A 20,122-nucleotide genomic window follows, 5' to 3' on the forward strand; every position below is an offset into this window, starting at 1 on the left:
AAAAATAATTATGCATATTATTTTATTAGGCGCACCAGGTACTGGCAAAGGCACTCAATCTAAATTTATTGTAAAAAAATACAATATTCCACAAATCTCTACAGGAGATATACTAAGAGAACATATTCAATTAAAAAATAAAATTGGAAAAAGAATATTTAATATTTTAAAAAATGGTGAATTAGTTTCAGATAATATTGTTTGTGATCTTGTTTATCAAAGAATACAAAAAAAAGATTGTATTCAAGGATTTTTATTAGATGGATTTCCTAGAACAATTAAACAAGCAAAATATATATCACATTTAGGAATTAAAATTAATTTTGTATTTGAATTTATTGTGCCAGACCAATTAATACTACAAAGAATATCAGGAAGAAGAATACATATACAATCAGGTAGAACATATCATATCCAATTCAATCCACCTCAAGAAGATGGAAAAGACGATATTACTAAAGAAAATCTTATTATTAGAGAAGATGATAAAATAAAAAGTATTCAAAATAGACTTGAAAACTACAAAAAAAATAATTCTATATTAACTAAATTTTATTTAAAAGAAGATAAATTAAAAAAATTAAAATTTTTTAAAATTAATGGAACAGAAAAACCAGATACTATTCAAAAAAAAATACAAATAATTCTAGAAGAAAATAAAAATTAATTTATTTTTGCGTTCTACAGGATTCGAACCTGTGACCTACGGCTTAGAAGGCCGTTGCTCTATCCATCTGAGCTAAGAACGCATTAAAAAATATAATATAAAATTTAACATTAAAATAATATATATGCAACTAAATTAATATTATGTTTAAAAAATTTATTAAATACTAAATAATTTTCAATTAAATTGCAAAATTAATCGAGTTAAATAATGTCAGCAATAATTATAGACGGTAAAAAAATAGCAAGAAGTTTAGAAATAAAAATTTTAAAAAAAATAAAAAAAAGAAAAAAACATGGAAAAAGAATCCCAGGATTAGCAGTAGTTTTAATAGGAAATAATTCTGCTTCTAAAATATATGTAAATAGAAAAATATTAGCTTGTAAACATGTTGGATTAATGTCTAAATATTGGAATTTTCCTAATACTGTTAGTGAAGAAAAAGTATTGCATCTTATTAATGAATTAAATAACGATATTAATATAGATGGTATTTTAATACAATTACCAATTCCTAAAAAAATAAATCATTTTAAGATTTTTACAAGTATTAGACCAGATAAAGACGTAGATGGATTTCATCCATATAATACTGGATTATTATGCCAAAGAAATCCTACTTTAAGAGCTTGTACTCCGAAAGGAATTATTACTATGCTAAATTATATGAAAATCAAAACACATGGGCTTAATGCAGTTGTAATAGGAGCTTCTAATATAGTAGGAAGACCCATGAGTATGGAATTATTGTTAGCAGGTTGTACAACAACTATTACACATAGATTCACTAAAAATTTAAAAAGTCACGTAAATAACGCTGATTTATTAGTTGTAGCTGTTGGAAAACCAAAATTTTTATCAGGAAATTGGATAAAAAAAGACACTATTGTTGTTGATGTAGGAATTAATCGATTACCAAATGGTTCCATAGTTGGAGATGTTGATTTTAAGTCGGCATATTTAAAAGCTTCTTATATCACTCCAGTACCAGGAGGAGTGGGACCTATGACTGTTGTGACATTACTCCAAAATACACTAGAAGCCTGCGAAAAATATCATGATATTTAATAAAAAAAGTAAAGTTTAAATCAATTATTTATTATATCGCCAAAATGTTTTATTAGGGGAATCTTCTAAAATAACATCTAATTTCATTATTTCTTCGCGTAATTTATCAGCTTCTTTCCACAATTTTAAACTTCTAGAAATGTTTCTTTTCTCAATTAACATTTCAATTTTTTTTACTTTTTCTTGACTAAAAAAAGATTTTTTTTGTAAAAAATCTTCAGGTTTTTCTAATAAAAAATTTAAACTACTAGCTAGTTTTTTTAACCTAAAAGCAAATAAATTAGATTTATATAAATCACAACTTTTTAAATAATTAATTTTTCGAGCTAATTTTATTAAAATAAAAAATGCTTCTGGTGTATTAAAATCATCATTTATAGCATTAAAAAACAACGATTCAAAATTTATACCTTCTGTGGAATTAGCAATAGGATGTGTATTATATAATGTATTATATAAATATTTTAATGATAATTCTGCTGCATGTAAATTTTTTTCAGAATAATAAATAGGATGTCGATAATGTGTAGATAAGAAAAAATAACGTAACACTTCAGATTGATATTGTAGTAAAATATCTTTTAAAAAATATGCATTACCTAAAGATTTAGACATTTTTTGATCATGTATTATCACCATTCCAGAATGCATCCAATAATTTATTTTAAAATTATTATTAAAACATCTTGATTGAGATATTTCATTTTCATGATGAGGAAATAATAAATCTGAACCACCTCCATGAATATCTATATAATTTTCAAATATAAAATTAGTAATAGCTGAGCATTCAATATGCCATCCAGGTCGACCTTTTCCCCAAGGTGATTCCCAAAAAAATCTATCTTTTTCTTTCGATTTTTTCCATAGTACAAAATCTAATGGATTTTTTTTATTTATATGTGAATTTATATATCTATTAGAAATTAATTTTTGTAAAGATTGACGAGATAAAGATCCATAAAATATATCACTATCTATCGAAAAAATTACATCACCTTGACTATTTATATATGCATTTTTATTTTCAATTAATTTTTCAATAATTTTAATTATATCGTGAATATGTTCTGTAACTCTTGGTTCTGAATCAGGAGCATCAATTCCTAAACGAAGAAAATCTTGATTCATTGCATCTATCATTTTGTTTGAAAAATATTTAATATCTACATTTTTTTCTAAAGATTTCAAAATAATTTTATCGTCAACATCTGTAATATTTCTAATATATTTTACTTGATACCCTAAAAATTTTAAATAACGTACAATCATATCAAAAACAACAAAAGTACGCGCATGACCGATATGACAAAAATCATAAACAGTAACACCACAAACATATAAATTAACTTTTTTATCTTTAGTAGATATAAACTTTTCTTTTTTTCCAGTCAATGTATTAAAAATTTTTAACATAATTTTCCTATAAAAAATTTTTAAAAAAAATAATATAAAATATATTATTTTCTATATTGTCAATATGATAAACTAATTATATTATTTATAATTTTAATATTTTAAAAAAATTTATAATAAATTAAGTTTTAAAATATATAAAAATATTGCAATATACATTAATTGTTAAAGTAATTATATATTCTGTTAATATAGAATATTTTATAAGATTCATTATAAAAGTAAATATTTTAAAAAAATAAAACCAGGATTAATTAATGAAGACAAAATTACGAGAAATGTTAAAATTCCCTTGTTTTTTTACTTATAAGATCATTGGTTTAGCACAACCTGAACTTATTGATCAGATAATAAAAGTCATTCAAATTCAGATTCCTGGAGATTACACACCTCAAGTTAAATCAAGTAACAGGGGAAACTATATTTCTATTTCAATTACAATATGTGCTAAAAATTTTAAACAAATTGAAAGACTATATCATGATATTAGTCAAATAAATATGGTAAGAATGGTTTTATAAAAATGTATTTTTCATATAGTACAGCTCGATAAAGAGCCGTACTAAAAAGAATATTTATTATTTTATATATATTTATTTTCATTTATAATACATGATAAATCAATATCCTATAAACTAATAACATTAGCAGCAGACGGTCCCTTTGCTCCCTCAGTAATCTCAAACTCGACACTTTGACCTTCTGATAAAGTTTTAAATCCATTACTTTGTATAGCTGAAAAGTGAACAAATACATCTTTACTTCCATCTTCTGGAGTAATGAAACCAAAACCTTTAGATTCATTAAACCACTTAACATTACCTTTAATCTTGGACATCTATATTACCTTCACATAAAAATATACTAAATTAAAAAACGAACTAAAATAATTATAAACGATTTTTATCAAAAAAAAATAAAAAATCAAAAATAATAGAAAATTTTTAATAGATTAACATGTAAATCTATTGTTAGCTAGAATGTAATGTATTAAAAAAGAATTTTAATATTTATTCTTATAAAAAATTAAATTATTTTTATAAAATATTAAATATTCTTATAATCATTTATTTTTAAAAAATATTTTTTTTTGAATATAAAAAAACCCGAAAAAATTTTTCGGGTTTTTTATTACCTGGAATTTACCTACTCTCGCACGGGGAGACCCCGTACTACCATTGGCGATGAAGCGTTTCACTTCTGAGTTCGGAATGGATTCAGGTGGTACCACTACACTATTTTTACCAGGTATTAATTTTATAATGCTATTATAATATATATATATATTAATACAACAATAAATTCAGTAAAACAAGCTTTCTATTAAATTTATTTAAAAACACCTCTGGTGTTGTAAGGTTAAGCCTCTCGGGTCATTAGTACTAGTTAGCTCAACATATTACTATGCTTACACACCTAGCCTATCAACGTTGTAGTCTTCAACGTCCCTTCAGTAAACATTTCTGTTTCAGGGAAGATTCATCTTGGGGCAAGTTTCGTGCTTATATGCGTTCAGCACTTATCTTTTCCGCATGTAGCTACCGGGCAATGCCATTGGCATGACAACCCGAATACCAGTGATGCGTCCACTTCGGTCCTCTCGTACTAGAAGCAGCCCCCCTCAATCTTCCAACGCCCACGGCAGATAGGGACCGAACTGTCTCACGACGTTCTAAACCCAGCTCGCGTACCACTTTAAATGGCGAACAGCCATACCCTTGGGACCTGCTTCAGCCCCAGGATGTGATGAGCCGACATCGAGGTGCCAAACACCGCCGTCGATATGAACTCTTGGGCGGTATCAGCCTGTTATCCCCGGAGTACCTTTTATCCGTTGAGCGATGGCCCTTCCATACAGAACCACCGGATCACTAAGACCTGCTTTCGCACCTGCTCGCATTATCATGCTCACAGTCAAACTGGCTTATGCCTTTGCACTAAACTCACGATGTCCGACCGTGATTAGCCAATCTTCGTACTCCTCCGTTACTCTTTGGGAGGAGACCGCCCCAGTCAAACTACCCACCAGACACTGTCTCTACACCGGATAACGGCGTTAGGTTAGAATACCAAATTTTAAAGGGTGGTATTTCAAGATTGGCTCCATCAAAACTAGCGTTTCAACTTCTCAGCCTCCCACCTATCCTACACATTAAAATTCAGAATTCAGTGTCAAGCTATAGTAAAGGTTCACGGGGTCTTTCCGTCTTGCCGCGGGTATACTGCATCTTCACAGCAATTTCAATTTCACTGAGTCCCAGGTGGAGACAGCCTGGCCATCATTACGCCATTCGTGCAGGTCGGAACTTACCCGACAAGGAATTTCGCTACCTTAGGACCGTTATAGTTACGGCCGCCGTTTACCGGGGCTTCAGTCCAGAGCTTCAAGTTACCTTTAACTCCTTCGATTAACCTTCCGGCACCGGGCAGGCGTCACACCGTATACTTCCACTTTCGTGTTTGCACAGTGCTGTGTTTTTAATAAACAGTTGCAGCCAGCTGGTATCTTCGACTAGCTTTAGCTCTAGGAGAAAATCCTTTCACTTAAACTAGCGTGCCTTCTCCCGAAGTTACGGCACTATTTTGCCTAGTTCCTTCACCTGGGTTCTCTCAAGCGCCTTAGTATTCTCTACCTAACCACCTGTGTCGGTTTTGGGTACGATTTAATTTTATCTGAAGCTTAGAGGCTTTTCTTGGAAGCGTGGTATTAGTTACTTCATCACCTTAGTGATTCGTCGTCATGCCTCAGATTAAAGATAGCCGGATTTGCCTAGCTATCATACCTACACACTTAAACCAGGATAACCGTCACCTGGATAACCTAACCTTCTTCGTCCCCCCTTCGCAATAAAACTAAGCACAGGAATATTAACCTGTTGTCCATCGACTACGCTTCTCAGCCTCGCCTTAGGTGTCGGCTTACCCTGCCCCGATTAACGTTGGACAGGAAACCTTGGTTTTTCGGCGAGCAGGTTTTTCACCTGCTTTATCGTTACTCATGTCAGCATTCGCACTTCTGATACCTCCAACATACTTTACAATATATCTTCAACGGCTTACAGAACGCTCCCCTACCCAGCAAAAAAAATTAATTTTAGCTGCCGCAGCTTCGGTGCATAGTTTGAGCCCCGTTACATCTTCCGCGCAGGCCGACTTGACCAGTGAGCTATTACGCTTTCTTTAAATGATGGCTGCTTCTAAGCCAACATCCTGGCTGTTTATGCCTTCCCACATCGTTTCCCACTTAACTATGACTTTGGGACCTTAGCTGGCGGTCTGGGTTGTTTCCCTTTCCACAACGAACGTTAGCACCCGCTGTGTGTCTCCCGTGATAGCATTCTACGGTATTCGGAGTTTGCATCGGATTGGTAAGCCGGGATGGCCCCCTAACCGAAACAGTGCTCTACCCCCGTAGATGAGTTCACGAGGCGCTACCTAAATAGCTTTCGGGGAGAACCAGCTATCTCCCGGTTTGATTGGCCTTTCACCCCTAGCCATAGGTCATCCGCTGATTTTTCAACATCAGTCGGTTCGGTCCTCCAGTTGGTTTTACCCAACCTTCAACCTGCCCGTGGCTAGATCACCGGGTTTCGGGTCTGTATCCTGCAACTAAACGCCTATTTAGGACTCGGTTTCCCTTCGGCTCCCCTATTCGGTTAACCTTGCTACAGAATACAAGTCGCTGACCCATTATACAAAAGGTACGCAGTTACATTTCATAATTCCAAATGCTCCCACTGCTTGTACGTACACGGTTTCAGGTTCTATTTCACTCCCCTAGCCGGGGTTCTTTTCGCCTTTCCCTTACGGTACTAGTTCACTATCGGTCAGTCAGGAGTATTTAGCCTTGGAGGATGGTCCCCCCATATTCAAACAGGATTTCTCGTGTCCCGCTCTACTTATCGAACCCACAATATAATCTATTTCGTGTACTGGGCTATCACCATGTATCGCTGAATTTTCCAAATCATTCCACTATAAAATATATTGATTTTAGTTCTGGGCTTTTCCCTTTTCGCTCGCCACTACTATGGGAATCTCGGTTGATTTCTTTTCCTCAAGGTACTTAGATGTTTCAGTTCCCTTGGTTTGCTTTATTAATCTATTTGATTTAATTAATAATGACACATAAATGTGTCGGGTTTCCCCATTCGGACACCGACGGTTATATCGCTTCATATCAGCTTACCGACGCTTTTCGCAGATTAGCACGTCCTTCATCGCCTCTGACTGCCAAGGCATTCACCATGTACGCTTATTTGCTTAACCTTACAACCCACAGGTGTTTTATAAAATAAAAATATGCTTGTTTTCCGAATTTTTAAAGAGCTTTATTTGTATGTATTTTTAACATTTTTTAAAGAATAACACAATAATTTAAATTAGTATATAATTAATTTTAAAAAATTATTTTTATTTCGTCCCCTAGGGGATTTGAACCCCTGTTGCCGCCGTGAAAGGGCGATGTCCTAACCTCTAGACGAAGGGGACTTGTGTAGAAATTTTTTTAAAAATTATTATATAAATAATACAGATCGAAAAAAAAGAGTCAAGTAATTTCTTTAAAATATCAATAAATATTTATTTATAAATTTTAAACGTTTTTAAAACTAATTTATATAAAAAATTAATTTTTACTTAATACATCAATAATATAATCTGTTTTTGGTAAAATACCATGCCATTCTAAAAAAGAATAAGCAGCTTGAAAGACTAACATTCCTATTCCGTCTGAAATGTGATTTGCACCTATTTTTATACACCAATCAAGAAAAGTCGTATTTTTAAAACTATAATTCATATCATAAAAAAAAGTATGAGAAGAAAATAAATGCAATGGAATAAAACTAGTATTATATTGAATATTTCTAGATATACCATTGATTACTAAATCAAAAGATTTATTTTTCATCATATTGTCTTTTTCAAAAATTTTAATGTTTCCGTATTGTTTAAATTGATTGACTAAATTTATAGATTTTAAAGTTGTTCTATTTAAAATATAAACTGAACATCCTAATGATAAAATTGATAAAAGAATACCTTGAACCGCACCTCCTGCTCCTAATATTAATACAGAAGAATTTTTTTTTATAAATTTTAGCCTATTAAGATCAGATAATAATCCGATACCATCAGTATTATCTCCTAAAATATATTTATTGTTTATTTTTTTTAGTGTATTTACAGACTTAGCAATTCGAGCTCTTTCACTTAATTTATCGGCAAAAAGATAAGCTTCTTTTTTAAAAGGAGATGTTATATTAGCACCTTGAATATTGTTTTTAAAAAAATCAGAAATCAATGAAGAAAATTGATCTAAAGGAATGTTAATAGCTTTATAAATATGTAAAATTTTTGTTTGTTCAGAAAATAAATTATGAATTTGAGGGGATTTACTATGATCAATAGGATTTCCAAACAAAGCATAATTAAAATTTTCATTTTGAGATTTACGCATAACGAATTAACTTTCCATTAATAATATTAATTATTTTAGAAGGATTTTTTTCTTCTCCTATATCACCATGTAATAATGGAAAATTTTTTCCAAAATTTTCTAGAACACTTTCTCTAGTACGACATGGAGACATATTTGTAAAATTAGCACTTGTTGATATTATTGGTTTTCCAAAAATAGTACACAATTTAATTATACTTAAATGATTACTAATACGTACTGCTATAGTATTAAATTTTCCAGTTAACCAATAAGGAACTGAAGAACTTGATGGAACTAAAAATGTAAAAGGTCCTGGCCAATGATTTAACATATTTTTTTTTTGTTGTACTGAAATTTGAGTTTCGTCAATATATTTTTTTATTTGATTAAAATGAGCAGCTACTAATATAAAACCTTTATCTACAGTTCTTTTTTTTAAATTTAATAAATTTTCAACAGCTATTTTACTATCAGGATTACATCCTAATCCAAACATAGATTCAGTAGGATATGCAATAATTTTTTTAAGATATAACTTTTGTATACAATATACTAACGAATCGAAATGAATATTTTTACTCATTGAAAAATTCTCATATAAAAAATATTATTTATATAAAAAAATTTAATGTATTATTTCTATCGAAAAATTAAATAGTAAATTTTCAAGTTTTTTATAAACCATCTCACAACCTGGTACATTAAATAAAACAATTAAAATAATCCATTTTAAATCTTCTAGATTTATCTCATTAATTTCTAAAGCCATAATTCTTTCAATAACCATTTCACGTGTATCTAAAGTTAATATTTCTAATTGCTCTAAAAAAAGTATAAAACCACGACAATCAGCATTTAACTTAAACAATTCTTCTTGATTGTAAATTCGTGTTGAAATTTGATTTGAAGTTAAACTAATAGATGAAAAATTATTTTTTTTGTAACAAGATAAATTTTTCAGCCAACGTAATGCATCATAAATATCTTTTTGTTGAAAACCTATATCTGATAAATCATTTGTAAGACTTTCATAATCAATAGATATTTCTGACTCACTATGAATATAATTTTCAAATAAATATATTAATATTTCAAACATTATATCCTCAATTATATATTGAAAAATTTAAACATTTAATAACATGTTTTACGTATTAATTTTCTATAAATATTTAAACTATATATAAAATTTTATAATATACTGAAAATTAGTAAATTAACTGAATAATAAATTTTTCTTATATAAGAATTAAAAAATATTTAAAATATTAAAAGTTAACTTTTAATTATAATAAAAGAGTTTATACTATAAAATTAAATAATTTTACAACTAATATAACTAAATATATGTCTGTTTTAAAAATATTACAATATCCAGATAAAAGATTAAGACTTATTGCAAAACCTATTAATATAATTACACAAGAAATACAAAAACTAGCTGATAATATGTTAGAAACTATGCATGTAAAAGAAGGAATTGGTTTGGCAGCCACACAGGTTAATATTCCATTGCAAATCATAGTTGTAAGCAAAAATAATATTAAACAAGAAAATTTAATACTTATTAATCCTGAAATTATAGATCAAAAAGGAAATATTAGTATTGAAGAAGGATGTTTATCTATTCCAGAATACCGTGCTTTTATACCACGTTCAGATTATATCAAGGTGAAAGCTATAAACTTATTTGGAAAAAAGATAGAAATAGAAGCAAAATCCATACTATCTATTTGCATACAACATGAAATCGATCATTTAAAAGGCAAACTATTTATAGATTACTTATCATCATTAAAACAAGAAAGAATTGAAAAAAAAATAAAAAAAACAAATAAAAAAAATAAGATATTTTAAAAGGATATAAATTAATTTGAAAAAACTAAAAATTATTTTTGCTGGAACATCACATTTTTCTGAAAAACATTTATCTGCTTTAATAAAATATCAATTCAATGTAAAAGCTATAATTACTCAACCAGATCGTCCATCTGGAAGAGGACAAAAAATAATTTTCTCGCCTGTAAAAAAAATAGCTATTAACAATAATATTCCTATTCTACAACCATTGAAATTAGATGATGAGCAATTTCAAAAAATAATATCAAATTTTTCTGCAGAAATCATGATAGTAGTTGCATACGGTCAAATAATACCAAAAAAAATATTATCTATGTTTCCAAAAGGATGCATTAATGTTCATGCTTCATTATTACCTAGATGGAGAGGAGCATCTCCAATTCAATCAGCAATTTTATTTGGAGATAAAAAAACAGGCGTAAGTATTATTAAAATGAATAATAAAGTTGATTCTGGAAATATAATACTCTCAAAAGAATGTAAAATATCTTCTCAAGAAACTTCGAAAACGTTATCTTTAAAACTTATTAAAATTGGAGTTGAAATATTACTAAAAGCATTATATCAAATAAAAAACAATATTGTTTTAGAAATACAACAAAATGAAAAATATGCAACTTTTTCAAAAAAAATTATCAAAACAGATGCTTTATTAAATTGGAATAAAAATGCTGATTTTTTAGAACGACTTATACGCGCTTTTAATCCATGGCCAATATGTTATTTTGTTATGAATCAAATATATGTTAAAGTATGGCAAGCAAAAGTCATAAACAATACTGTTTATAATAATTCAATAGGAGAAATTATTTCTATTGATATAAATGGAATTCAAATAACTACAAAAAATAAAATTTTGAACATTGAAAAAATACAATTACCTGGGAAAAATATTTTAAATATACAAGAAATAATAATTTCAAAAAAACATAATTTTAAACTTGGCAAAATATTATCATAAAATATTTTTATAATTTCATATTTAAAATAAGAACGAGCAAACGGTATATTTCCGTTTGCTTAAACATAATATAATAATGTTTATTTCATATTAATATCAATTTTTAATATTTAATTTTTTAACATTTTTAATCTTTTTAATATCATTCTCTTTTATATTAACTTTAACACGATCAACTAGTTCAATATAAGCCATAGGAGCTTTATCTCCAGATCGAAAACCACATTTTAAAATACGAGTATAACCACCACATCTATTAGAAAAAATAGGACCTAAATTTTTAAATAATTTAGCGACCACTTCATTATTTCTAATTCTTGAAAAGACTAATCTTCTACGAGCAACATTGTCTATTTTTGATAAAGTAATTATAGGCTCAACAATTCGACGAAGTTCTTTGGCTTTAGCTAATGTAGTTTTTATGATTTCATGAAGTAATAATGAACATGCCATATTTTTAAATATGGCATTACGATGACTACTATTACAATTTAATTGACGACCAATTTTACGATGTCTCATAATTTTACACCTTAATAAAAATCATTAATAATATATAAATTTACAAAATTTTTACATGATAAAAATTATTCTTCTAATATATTTAATGGAGGCCATTTTTCTAACTTCATTCCAAGAGATAAATTGCGAGAAGCCAATATATCTTTGATTTCAGTTAATGATTTTTTACCTAAATTAGGTGTTTTTAAAAGTTCAACTTCAGTTTTCTGTACTAAATCACCTATATAATGTATAGATTCTGCTTTAAGACAATTCGCAGATCTTACAGTTAATTCTAAATCATCTACAGGACGTAATAAAATAGGTTCAAACTCAGGTTTTTCTTCTTTTATTTCAGGTTCTTTAACATCTCTCAAATCAACAAATGCTTCTAATTGCTCTGATAAAATAGTAGCTGCACGTCTTATAGCTTCTTCAGGATCAATTGTTCCATTTGTTTTCATTTCAATAATTAATTTATCTAAATCTGTTCTTTGTTCAACTCGAGCAGCTTCAACATTATAAACAATGCGATTTATAGGACTATAACATGCATCTACTAATAAACAACCTATCGGTCTTAAATCATCTTCTATATGTACTCTAGAAGAAGCTGGAATATAACCTCTACCACGTTGTACTTTAATTCTCATTTGAATAGAAGCATTTTGATCTGTTAAATGACAAATAATATGATCTGGTTTTATAATTTCAACATCACTATCATGTATAATATCCGAAGCAGTAACACAGCAAACACCTGATTTTTTAAGAGAGATAAAAACTTCATCTTTTCCATATAACTTAATTGCTAATCCCTTTAAATTTAATAAAATTTCTAAAATATCTTCTTGAATTCCTTCTTTAGTACTATACTCATGAAGAACACCATCAATTTCTACTTCTGTTACAGCACAACCTGGCATAGAGGACAATAAAATCCTTCGTAATGCATTTCCCAGTGTATGACCAAAACCTCTTTCTAACGGCTCCAAGGTAACTTTAGTATGAGTTGGTGTGATTTGTTCAATATCAACTAAACGTGGTTTTAAAAATCCTATAATAGAACTCTGCATAATAAACCTCTATATCTAATAGTAAACTTATTACTTAGAATAAAGTTCGACAATCAAATGTTCGTTGATTTCTGCAGATAAATCTGAACGTTCAGGAAAACGTTTAAAAATTCCTTCCATTTTGATGAAATCTACTTCAATCCAAATTGGCTTTTCACGTTGTTCGGTAATTTCTAAAGCAGCTTTTATTCGAGATTGACTTTTTGACTTTTCTCTAATAGATATGCGATCATCAGGAGAAACTTGATATGAACCTATATTAACAATATGATTATTTACTTGAATAGATTTATGACTAATTAACTGTCTTGATTCAGCACGTGTACATCCAAATCCCATACGATATACTACGTTATCAAGTCTTCTTTCTAAAATTCGCAATAAATTTTCTCCAGTATTACCTTTTAAACGTGAAGCTTTTTTATAATATATTCTAAATTGTCGTTCTAAAACACCATAAAGACGACGAACTTTCTGTTTTTCACGAAGTTGAATTGCGTAATCAGACAATCTTGGTTTACGAATTCCATGTTGTCCAGGTGGGTGTTCTAATTTACATTTTGATTCTATTGAACGAAATCCAGATTTTAAAAATAGATCAGTTCCTTCACGTCGACTTAATTTTAATTTAGGACCTAAGTATTTTGCCATTTGATTCTCCAATAATTCCTAAAATTTAAACACGACGTTTTTTAGGAGGACGGCAACCATTATGAGGAATAGGTGTAACATCAGTAATATTTGTAATACGAAATCCAGCCGCGTTCAAAGCTCTAATAGTAGATTCTCTTCCTGGACCCGGACCTTTTACCATAACTTCTAAATTTTTTATACCATAATCTTTAACTATTTCTGCACAACGTTCAGCTGCAATTTGTGCTGCAAAAGGAGTTGACTTTCGAGAACCCCTAAAACCAGAACCTCCAGAAGTTGCCCAACCTAAAGAGTTACCTTGTCTATCAGTGATAGTAACAATAGTATTGTTAAATGAAGCATGAATATGCGCTATACCATCTGTTATTTGTTTTTTGACACGCTTACGTGTTCGAACAACTGAATTTTTCACCATCATTTAAATTACCTAAATTATTTTTTTATTACTTTTCTAGGACCTTTACAAGTACGAGCATTTGTTTTAGTTCTTTGACCACGAACAGGAAGACTTTTACGATGACGTACACCACGGTAACAATTAAGATCAATTAAACGTTTAATACTTAAAGTTTTTTCTCTTCTTAAATCACCTTCTACAATATATTTAGCAACATGTTCTCTTAATAATTCAATATCTGATTCTTTCAAATCTATAATTTTAACAGTTTCTGGAATATTTGCATGCATGCAAATTATTTTAGAACGTTTTTTTCCAATCCCATATATTGCTCTTAACGCAATTATAGTATGTTTGTTTTCGGGAATATTAATACCTGCAATACGAGCCATTTTACTTAATCCTTAAAATTTATTAAGATAGACCAAAATAATAAATTTATCAATATACATTAATATTGATAAAATTTAATAAAATACTTAATTTTGTTCTAATTTAACCTTGACGTTGTTTATGTTTAGGATCATTACTACAAATAACTCTTACTACATTATTACGTCGTATAATTTTACAACTTCGACAAAGTGTTTTAACAGAAGCTTTAACTTTCATGAAGAAAACCCTTAATTATTAATATAAAATTTTGTATTTAATTTAACTTAGCTTTTTTTAATATAGATTCATATTGACTAGACATGATTAAAGTTTGAATTTGAGCAATAAAATCCATAATAACTACAACTACAATTAATAACGACGTACCACCAAAATAAAATGGAACATTCATAGCACTTCTCATAAATTCTGGTATTAAACAAATAAATGTAATATATAAAGAACCAAATAATGTTAATCGAAGCATAATTTTATTAATATATTTTGCTGTTTGTTCACCTGGTCTAATACCAGAAATAAAAGCACCAGATTTTTTTAAATTATCTGCTGTTTCACGAGGATTAAAAACTAATCCAGTATAAAAAAAACAAAAGAAAATAATAGAAGTTATATACAAAATTAAATATAAAGGCTGATTGGGTTGAAAATAAAGTGAAATAGTTTTGAAAAAACTATATTTTTTATCGATTCCAAACCAAGAGATAATAGTAGCCGGAAACAAAACAATACTAGAAGCAAATATAGCAGGTATAACACCAGACATATTTACTTTCAATGGCAAATGAGTGCTTTGTGCTGAATAAATACGACGACCTTGTTGACGTTGAGCATAATGTACAATAATTTTTCTTTGACTACGTTCAATAAAAACAACTAAAAAAACAACTAAAAAAATTAATATTAAAATAGATAAAAATAGTAATAAATGCAAATGTCCTTGTCTAGTTTGTTCTATTGTATGTATAATAGCAGAAGGAAGTCCAGCTATTATACCTGTAAAAATTATAATAGAAATACCATTTCCAATACCGCATTCTGTAATTAACTCTCCTAACCACATTAAAAACATAGTACCAGTTACTAATATTAAAATAGCAGTAAAATAAAAATAAAAATCTGCATGAATTATAATAGGACGTATACTAGATATATTGGATAAACCTGTAACCACACCAACTGATTGAAAAAAAGCTAGTATTAAAGTAGCATATCTCGTGTATTGATTAATTTTATGACGACCAGTCTCTCCTTCTTTTTTTATTTCAGATAGAAACGGAACTACTAAAGTTAGTAACTGAATGATAATAGAAGCTGATATATATGGCATAATACCTAATGCAAAAATAGAAGCACGATTAAGAGCTCCACCGGAAAACATATTAAACATTTCAAATATCGTGCCTTTTTGATTGTTTAATATTCTAGATAAGATTGTAGTATCAATTCCAGGTATAGGAATAAAAGAACCAATACGAAAAATAATTAATGAAATTATTACAAAAATAACTCTATTCTTCAGTTCATTAATACTTTTTTGAGAATTTTTAAAATTCATTCCTAATGTATTCATCATTATTTACTAATTATCCTTCAACTTTACCGCCATAATTTTCAATTGCCAAACGAACACCTCGAGTCACACGTAAGCCACGCAATGTTAATGGTACTTTTAATTTTCCTGAAAGAATAACTTTTACATGTTGAATATTTTTATTAATAATATTTTGTTCTTTTAAAGTCTTTAAATCAATTATATGAGTTGATAATCTTGAGATTTCAGATAATCTTATTTCCGCAGTAATATTCTTTTTTCTAGATTTAAATCCAAATTTTGGCAGTCTTCTATATAAAGGCATTTGTCCGCCTTCAAAACCACGATTTATATTACCACCAGATCTAGATTTTTGACCTTTATGTCCTCTACCAGAGGTTTTTCCAAATCCAGATCCAATACCCCTACCTAATCGTTTCCTATTTTTTTTAGAACCACATGACGGAGATAAAGTATTTAAATACATAAATTATTCCTCTTGTATTTTTAAAATATATGATACTTTTTTAATCATACCTCGAATCGAAGCAGTATCTTGAAGAACGACAGTATGTCCAATATAACGCAAACCTAAACCAGATAGTGTTTTTTTATGTTTAGGAATTCTTCCTATTGAACTTTTAACTTGAGTAATTTTAATAGTTTTCATTGATTAAAATTTATCTTCCTAATATATACGCAATAGACTTATTTCGTTTAGCTGCTATCATTTCTGGAGATTTCATATGAATTAAACCATTTATAGTAGCTCGAACTACATTAATAGGATTAGTTGATCCATATGTTTTAGCTAATACATTATGTATACCAGCAACTTCTAAGACTGCTCGCATAGCACCCCCTGCAATAATTCCAGTACCATCTGAAGCTGGTTTCATGAAAATATTAGATCCCGTATGTGATCCCTTAAGAGCATGTTGTAAAGTTTTATTAACTAATGGTATATTAATCATATTACGTCTTGCTTTTTCCATTGCTTTTTGAATAGCTGCTGGAACTTCACGAGCTTTTCCATATCCAAAACCAACACGTCCATTGCCATTACCTACTACTGTTAAAGCTGTGAAAGAAAAAATACGGCCGCCTTTAACTGTTTTTGAAACACGGTTAACAGTAATGAGTTTTTCTTGTAATTCATTATTATTCTTTTTATCAACGTTAGCCATTCTATATTTCACCTTAAAACTTTAATCCAAAATTTCGAGCCGAATCTGCCAATATTTTTATACGACCATGATATTTAAAACCAGAACGATCTAATGAAACATTAGATATACCTTTTAATAAGGCTCTCTCAGCAATAATTTTACCGATAACTTCTGCTGCTTCTTTATTTCCAGTATATTTTAAATCGCATTTAATCTGATTTTCTAAAGTCGATGCATAAACTAAAACTTTTGATTCAGAAGATATTATTTGAGCATACATATGACGAGAAGTACGATGTACAACTAAACGAGTAACACCTAATGATTTCATTTTACAACGTGATTTTTTTAATCGACGCATACGAGAGTTTACTTTAGAATTTTTAAAAACAATCATTTTACTTTTTTTTAGCCTCTTTTACACGTACAATTTCATCTGAATATCTAATACCTTTTCCTTTATAAGGTTCCGGTTTACGATAAGATCTTAAATTAGCCGCCACTTGACCAACTAATTGTTTATCTACTCCCTTAATAATAATTTCTGTAGGAGATAAATATTCTACTTCAATATGAGGAGGCAAAGAATATAAAATAGGATGAGAATATCCTAGTGACATATTAATTGTATTATTTTGAGTAATTGAAACACGATAACCTACTCCAGAAAATTGTAACTTTTTACTAAATTTTTCTGAAACCCCTATAATCATGGAATAAACAAGAGCTCTTAATGTACCAGCATGCGCCCAACCATTAGAAAATCCCAAACGTGCTTTAAAAGTAATTATATTATTTAAATGTTTTACTTCAACTGCACTATGAATAGTACGCGAAAGACAACCATATTTCCCTTGAACAGATATTAATTGTGAATCTAATTTAATTTTAATATCTTTAGGAATAGAAATTGGACGTTTAGCAACACGAGACATTTTCCCTCCTTTAAGCTACGTAACATATAACTTCGCCACCAAGGCCAAGTTTACGGGCCATATGATCTGTCATGATACCACGAGAGGTAGAAATAATAGCTATTCCTAATCCAGCCATAACTTTTGGTAAATCATTCTTTTTTTTATATATTCTTAAACTTGGACGGCTTACTCGTTGAATTTTTTCTATTACAGATCTTCCTTTAAAATATTTTAAAATAACTTCTAATTCTAATTTATTTGTACCTGATATATTATAATTGTTAATATAACCTTCGTTTTTTAATAATTTTATTATAGAATTTTTTAATTTAGAAGCAGGTATTTTAACAGAATATTTATTAGCTGATTGACCATTTCTAATACGTGTTAACATATCAGCTACTGGATCTTGCATACTCATTTTTAAACTCCTAAAAAAATTACCAACTAGCTTTTTTTAAACCAGGGATTTCACCTTTCATAGCTGCCTCTCTCACTTTAATACGACTAAGACCAAACTTTCGCAAAAAAGCATGTGGGCGACCTGTTTGACGGCATCTATTTCTTTGTCGAGATGGACTAGAATCACGAGGAAAAACTTGTAACTTCAGTACAGCATCCCAACGCTCTTCTTCCGATAACTTAATATTATTAATAATACCTTTTAATGCCATACGTTGAACATAAAATTTATTAGCTAATTTTGTACGTTTTAGTTCACGTGCTTTCATGGATTGTTTAGCCATTATATAACCTTAAATTACATTAATTTATATTATTTACGAAAAGGAAAATTAAATTCAGATAATAATAAATAACCTTCATTATTTGATCTTGCAGTTGTAGTAATAGTTATATCTAAACCACGAACACGATCAATTTTATCATAATCAATTTCAGGAAAAATAATTTGTTCTCGTATTCCTAAACTATAATTTCCTTGACCATCAAAAGAATTAATTGATAAACCTCTAAAATCTCTAATACGAGGAATGGCAATACTAATTAAACGCTCAAAAAAATCCCATTTTCTTTTACCACGTAATGTTACTTTACAACCAATAGGATACCCTTTTCGGATTTTAAAACCAGCTACAGATTTTCTTGCTTTAGTAATTATTGGTTTTTGTCCAGATATTGCAGTTAAGTCTAATACAGCATTATCTAAAACTTTTTTGTCAGAAGCCGCAGATCCTACACCCATATTTAAAACAATCTTATCAATTCTAGGTACTTGCATAGTAGAACTATAATTTAATGCTATCATAAGTTTTTTAACTACTTTACTCTTATAATAACTATATAATTTACTCATTAATTACTCCAAAATATCGTAACTATTTTTTAATTACTTTTCCATTTGATTTAAAAAAACGAACTTTTTTACCTTCTTTAAACTTAAAACCAACACGATCTGATTTTTTAGATTCCGGGTTAAAAATAGCAATATTTGAAATGTGTATAGGAGCTTCTTTTTCAAGAATACCACCATTTTTATTTTGAGAAGGATTAGGTTTTTGATGTTTTTTAACTAAATTTAAACCTTGAATAATTACTTTATTAGGAGATAAAATACTTTTGATAGTACCTTTTTTTCCTTTTTCTTTACCTGTTAAAATAATAACTTCATCATTTTGATGTAACTTTAATGCCATTTTATATTCCTTTAATTTTAACTATAAAACTTCAGGAGCTAATGAAATAATTTTCATAAATTTTTCGTTTCTTAATTCTCGAGTGACAGGACCAAAAATTCGTGTACCTATAGGTTGTTCATTATTATTTAAAATAACACAAGCATTATTATCAAAACGAATAGTAGAACCGTCAGATCTTCTAACTCCTTTTTTTGTTCTAACAACTACAGCTTTTAATACTTCCCCTTTTTTTACCTTTCCTCTAGGTATTGCTTCTTTTACTGTAATTTTAATTACATCACCGATTCTAGCATAGCGACGACGAGAACCACCTAATACTTTGATACACATGGCTGAGCGCGCACCAGAATTATCGGCTACATTTAAAATAGTTTGTTCTTGAATCATGTTTTATTATTCCAAACAAAA

At 29.0% G+C, this 20,122-nt stretch carries 27 protein-coding genes, 2 tRNA genes and 2 rRNA genes; 5 read left to right on the forward strand and 26 right to left on the reverse strand.

Going from position 1 to position 20,122, the window contains the following annotated elements; translation table 11 throughout:
• Window positions 1-10 precede the first annotated feature (10 nt).
• Entirely contained in the window at window positions 11-667 is a 657-nt protein-coding gene (gene adk, locus D9V62_RS02470) for an adenylate kinase (protein WP_158340220.1), read from the forward strand.
• A gap of 8 nt (window positions 668-675) precedes the next feature.
• Here adk and D9V62_RS02475 read toward each other — a convergent pair.
• A tRNA-Arg gene (locus D9V62_RS02475) sits at window positions 676-749 on the reverse strand.
• Between the two features lie 128 nt (window positions 750-877).
• Here D9V62_RS02475 and folD point away from each other — a divergent pair.
• Entirely contained in the window at window positions 878-1,735 is an 858-nt protein-coding gene (gene folD, locus D9V62_RS02480; protein WP_158340221.1) for a bifunctional methylenetetrahydrofolate dehydrogenase/methenyltetrahydrofolate cyclohydrolase FolD, read from the forward strand.
• Window positions 1,736-1,759: 24 nt separating this feature from the next.
• Here the strand turns inward: folD and cysS are convergent, their stop codons facing one another.
• Window positions 1,760-3,151, reverse strand: a complete 1,392-nt coding sequence (gene cysS, locus D9V62_RS02485) for a cysteine--tRNA ligase (protein ID WP_158340222.1) — start codon at window positions 3,149-3,151, stop codon at window positions 1,760-1,762.
• Between the two features lie 257 nt (window positions 3,152-3,408).
• Here cysS and ybeD point away from each other — a divergent pair, with 257 nt between their 5' ends.
• On the forward strand, window positions 3,409-3,672 hold the full coding sequence (gene ybeD, locus D9V62_RS02490; protein WP_158340223.1) for a DUF493 family protein YbeD: 264 nt from the start codon (window positions 3,409-3,411) through the stop codon (window positions 3,670-3,672).
• A gap of 107 nt (window positions 3,673-3,779) precedes the next feature.
• On the opposite strand, the gene cspE is transcribed toward ybeD, so the two are convergent.
• The 7 genes from cspE to D9V62_RS02525 form a co-directional block, all read right to left on the reverse strand.
• The gene (gene cspE, locus D9V62_RS02495; protein WP_011091543.1) at window positions 3,780-3,989 is read right to left on the reverse strand and encodes a transcription antiterminator/RNA stability regulator CspE; all 210 of its coding nucleotides are present in this window, start codon (window positions 3,987-3,989) and stop codon (window positions 3,780-3,782) included.
• A gap of 295 nt (window positions 3,990-4,284) precedes the next feature.
• Window positions 4,285-4,400: ribosomal RNA gene (gene rrf, locus D9V62_RS02500) — 5S ribosomal RNA — on the reverse strand.
• A gap of 106 nt (window positions 4,401-4,506) precedes the next feature.
• Window positions 4,507-7,420: ribosomal RNA gene (locus tag D9V62_RS02505) — 23S ribosomal RNA — on the reverse strand.
• Window positions 7,421-7,570: 150 nt separating this feature from the next.
• Window positions 7,571-7,642: transfer RNA gene (locus D9V62_RS02510), tRNA-Glu, on the reverse strand.
• 136 nt (window positions 7,643-7,778) lie between these two features.
• On the reverse strand, window positions 7,779-8,612 hold the full coding sequence (gene aroE, locus D9V62_RS02515; RefSeq protein WP_158340224.1) for a shikimate dehydrogenase: 834 nt from the start codon (window positions 8,610-8,612) through the stop codon (window positions 7,779-7,781).
• Entirely contained in the window at window positions 8,605-9,177 is a 573-nt protein-coding gene (locus D9V62_RS02520; RefSeq protein ID WP_158340225.1) for a Sua5/YciO/YrdC/YwlC family protein, read from the reverse strand. Before D9V62_RS02520 ends, aroE begins: the two co-directional genes overlap by 8 nt.
• A 42-nt stretch (window positions 9,178-9,219) precedes the next feature.
• A complete protein-coding gene (locus D9V62_RS02525; RefSeq protein WP_158340226.1) occupies window positions 9,220-9,693 on the reverse strand; it encodes a DUF494 family protein in 474 nt (157 codons plus the stop codon).
• Window positions 9,694-9,941: 248 nt separating this feature from the next.
• Between D9V62_RS02525 and def the strand changes: the two genes are divergently transcribed.
• Both def and fmt read left to right on the forward strand, forming a co-directional pair.
• The gene (gene def / locus D9V62_RS02530) at window positions 9,942-10,451 is read left to right on the forward strand and encodes a peptide deformylase (protein ID WP_158340227.1); all 510 of its coding nucleotides are present in this window, start codon (window positions 9,942-9,944) and stop codon (window positions 10,449-10,451) included.
• A gap of 16 nt (window positions 10,452-10,467) precedes the next feature.
• Window positions 10,468-11,415 (forward strand): methionyl-tRNA formyltransferase, encoded by a 948-nt coding sequence (gene fmt / locus D9V62_RS02535; RefSeq protein WP_158340228.1) that lies wholly within the window; start codon window positions 10,468-10,470, stop codon window positions 11,413-11,415.
• Between the two features lie 96 nt (window positions 11,416-11,511).
• Here the strand turns inward: fmt and rplQ are convergent, their stop codons facing one another.
• From rplQ to rplN, 17 genes are all read right to left on the reverse strand, one after another.
• Window positions 11,512-11,937 carry a 50S ribosomal protein L17 gene (gene rplQ, locus D9V62_RS02540; RefSeq protein ID WP_158340229.1) on the reverse strand — a complete coding sequence of 142 codons (426 nt, stop codon included), beginning with the start codon at window positions 11,935-11,937 and terminating at the stop codon, window positions 11,512-11,514.
• Between the two features lie 65 nt (window positions 11,938-12,002).
• Window positions 12,003-12,992: a DNA-directed RNA polymerase subunit alpha gene (locus D9V62_RS02545; RefSeq protein WP_158340230.1), complete on the reverse strand. Its 990-nt coding sequence runs from the start codon at window positions 12,990-12,992 to the stop codon at window positions 12,003-12,005.
• Window positions 12,993-13,022: 30 nt separating this feature from the next.
• Window positions 13,023-13,643, reverse strand: a complete 621-nt coding sequence (rpsD, locus tag D9V62_RS02550; protein WP_158340231.1) for a 30S ribosomal protein S4 — start codon at window positions 13,641-13,643, stop codon at window positions 13,023-13,025.
• Between the two features lie 25 nt (window positions 13,644-13,668).
• Complete coding sequence (gene rpsK, locus D9V62_RS02555) at window positions 13,669-14,061, reverse strand: 30S ribosomal protein S11 (RefSeq protein ID WP_410051784.1); 393 nt, start codon at window positions 14,059-14,061, stop codon at window positions 13,669-13,671.
• 17 nt (window positions 14,062-14,078) lie between these two features.
• Window positions 14,079-14,435, reverse strand: a complete 357-nt coding sequence (gene rpsM, locus D9V62_RS02560) for a 30S ribosomal protein S13 (RefSeq protein WP_158340232.1) — start codon at window positions 14,433-14,435, stop codon at window positions 14,079-14,081.
• A gap of 103 nt (window positions 14,436-14,538) precedes the next feature.
• Window positions 14,539-14,655 carry a 50S ribosomal protein L36 gene (rpmJ, locus tag D9V62_RS02565; RefSeq protein ID WP_158340233.1) on the reverse strand — a complete coding sequence of 39 codons (117 nt, stop codon included), beginning with the start codon at window positions 14,653-14,655 and terminating at the stop codon, window positions 14,539-14,541.
• Between the two features lie 37 nt (window positions 14,656-14,692).
• Window positions 14,693-16,012 (reverse strand): preprotein translocase subunit SecY, encoded by a 1,320-nt coding sequence (gene secY / locus D9V62_RS02570; protein ID WP_158340234.1) that lies wholly within the window; start codon window positions 16,010-16,012, stop codon window positions 14,693-14,695.
• 10 nt (window positions 16,013-16,022) lie between these two features.
• Complete coding sequence (gene rplO, locus D9V62_RS02575; RefSeq protein ID WP_158340235.1) at window positions 16,023-16,457, reverse strand: 50S ribosomal protein L15; 435 nt, start codon at window positions 16,455-16,457, stop codon at window positions 16,023-16,025.
• Window positions 16,458-16,460: 3 nt separating this feature from the next.
• On the reverse strand, window positions 16,461-16,640 hold the full coding sequence (gene rpmD, locus D9V62_RS02580; RefSeq protein WP_158340236.1) for a 50S ribosomal protein L30: 180 nt from the start codon (window positions 16,638-16,640) through the stop codon (window positions 16,461-16,463).
• 10 nt (window positions 16,641-16,650) lie between these two features.
• Complete coding sequence (gene rpsE / locus D9V62_RS02585; RefSeq protein ID WP_158340237.1) at window positions 16,651-17,157, reverse strand: 30S ribosomal protein S5; 507 nt, start codon at window positions 17,155-17,157, stop codon at window positions 16,651-16,653.
• 13 nt (window positions 17,158-17,170) lie between these two features.
• Window positions 17,171-17,536, reverse strand: coding sequence for a 50S ribosomal protein L18 (rplR, locus tag D9V62_RS02590; RefSeq protein ID WP_158340238.1), 366 nt, complete (start codon window positions 17,534-17,536; stop codon window positions 17,171-17,173).
• A gap of 1 nt (window position 17,537) precedes the next feature.
• Window positions 17,538-18,074: a 50S ribosomal protein L6 gene (rplF, locus tag D9V62_RS02595; protein WP_158340239.1), complete on the reverse strand. Its 537-nt coding sequence runs from the start codon at window positions 18,072-18,074 to the stop codon at window positions 17,538-17,540.
• A 10-nt stretch (window positions 18,075-18,084) separates the two neighbouring features.
• On the reverse strand, window positions 18,085-18,477 hold the full coding sequence (gene rpsH, locus D9V62_RS02600; protein WP_158340240.1) for a 30S ribosomal protein S8: 393 nt from the start codon (window positions 18,475-18,477) through the stop codon (window positions 18,085-18,087).
• A gap of 19 nt (window positions 18,478-18,496) precedes the next feature.
• Window positions 18,497-18,802, reverse strand: a complete 306-nt coding sequence (gene rpsN / locus D9V62_RS02605) for a 30S ribosomal protein S14 (protein WP_158340241.1) — start codon at window positions 18,800-18,802, stop codon at window positions 18,497-18,499.
• 29 nt (window positions 18,803-18,831) lie between these two features.
• The gene (gene rplE / locus D9V62_RS02610) at window positions 18,832-19,371 is read right to left on the reverse strand and encodes a 50S ribosomal protein L5 (RefSeq protein ID WP_158340242.1); all 540 of its coding nucleotides are present in this window, start codon (window positions 19,369-19,371) and stop codon (window positions 18,832-18,834) included.
• 22 nt (window positions 19,372-19,393) lie between these two features.
• On the reverse strand, window positions 19,394-19,711 hold the full coding sequence (gene rplX / locus D9V62_RS02615) for a 50S ribosomal protein L24 (protein ID WP_158340243.1): 318 nt from the start codon (window positions 19,709-19,711) through the stop codon (window positions 19,394-19,396).
• A gap of 21 nt (window positions 19,712-19,732) precedes the next feature.
• On the reverse strand, window positions 19,733-20,101 hold the full coding sequence (rplN, locus tag D9V62_RS02620; RefSeq protein WP_158340244.1) for a 50S ribosomal protein L14: 369 nt from the start codon (window positions 20,099-20,101) through the stop codon (window positions 19,733-19,735).
• Between the last annotated feature and the right edge of the window lie 21 nt (window positions 20,102-20,122).

Origin of the sequence: Buchnera aphidicola (Aphis helianthi) (genome assembly GCF_005083845.1) — a bacterium.
Taxonomy (GTDB): domain Bacteria; phylum Pseudomonadota; class Gammaproteobacteria; order Enterobacterales; family Enterobacteriaceae; genus Buchnera; species Buchnera aphidicola_AW.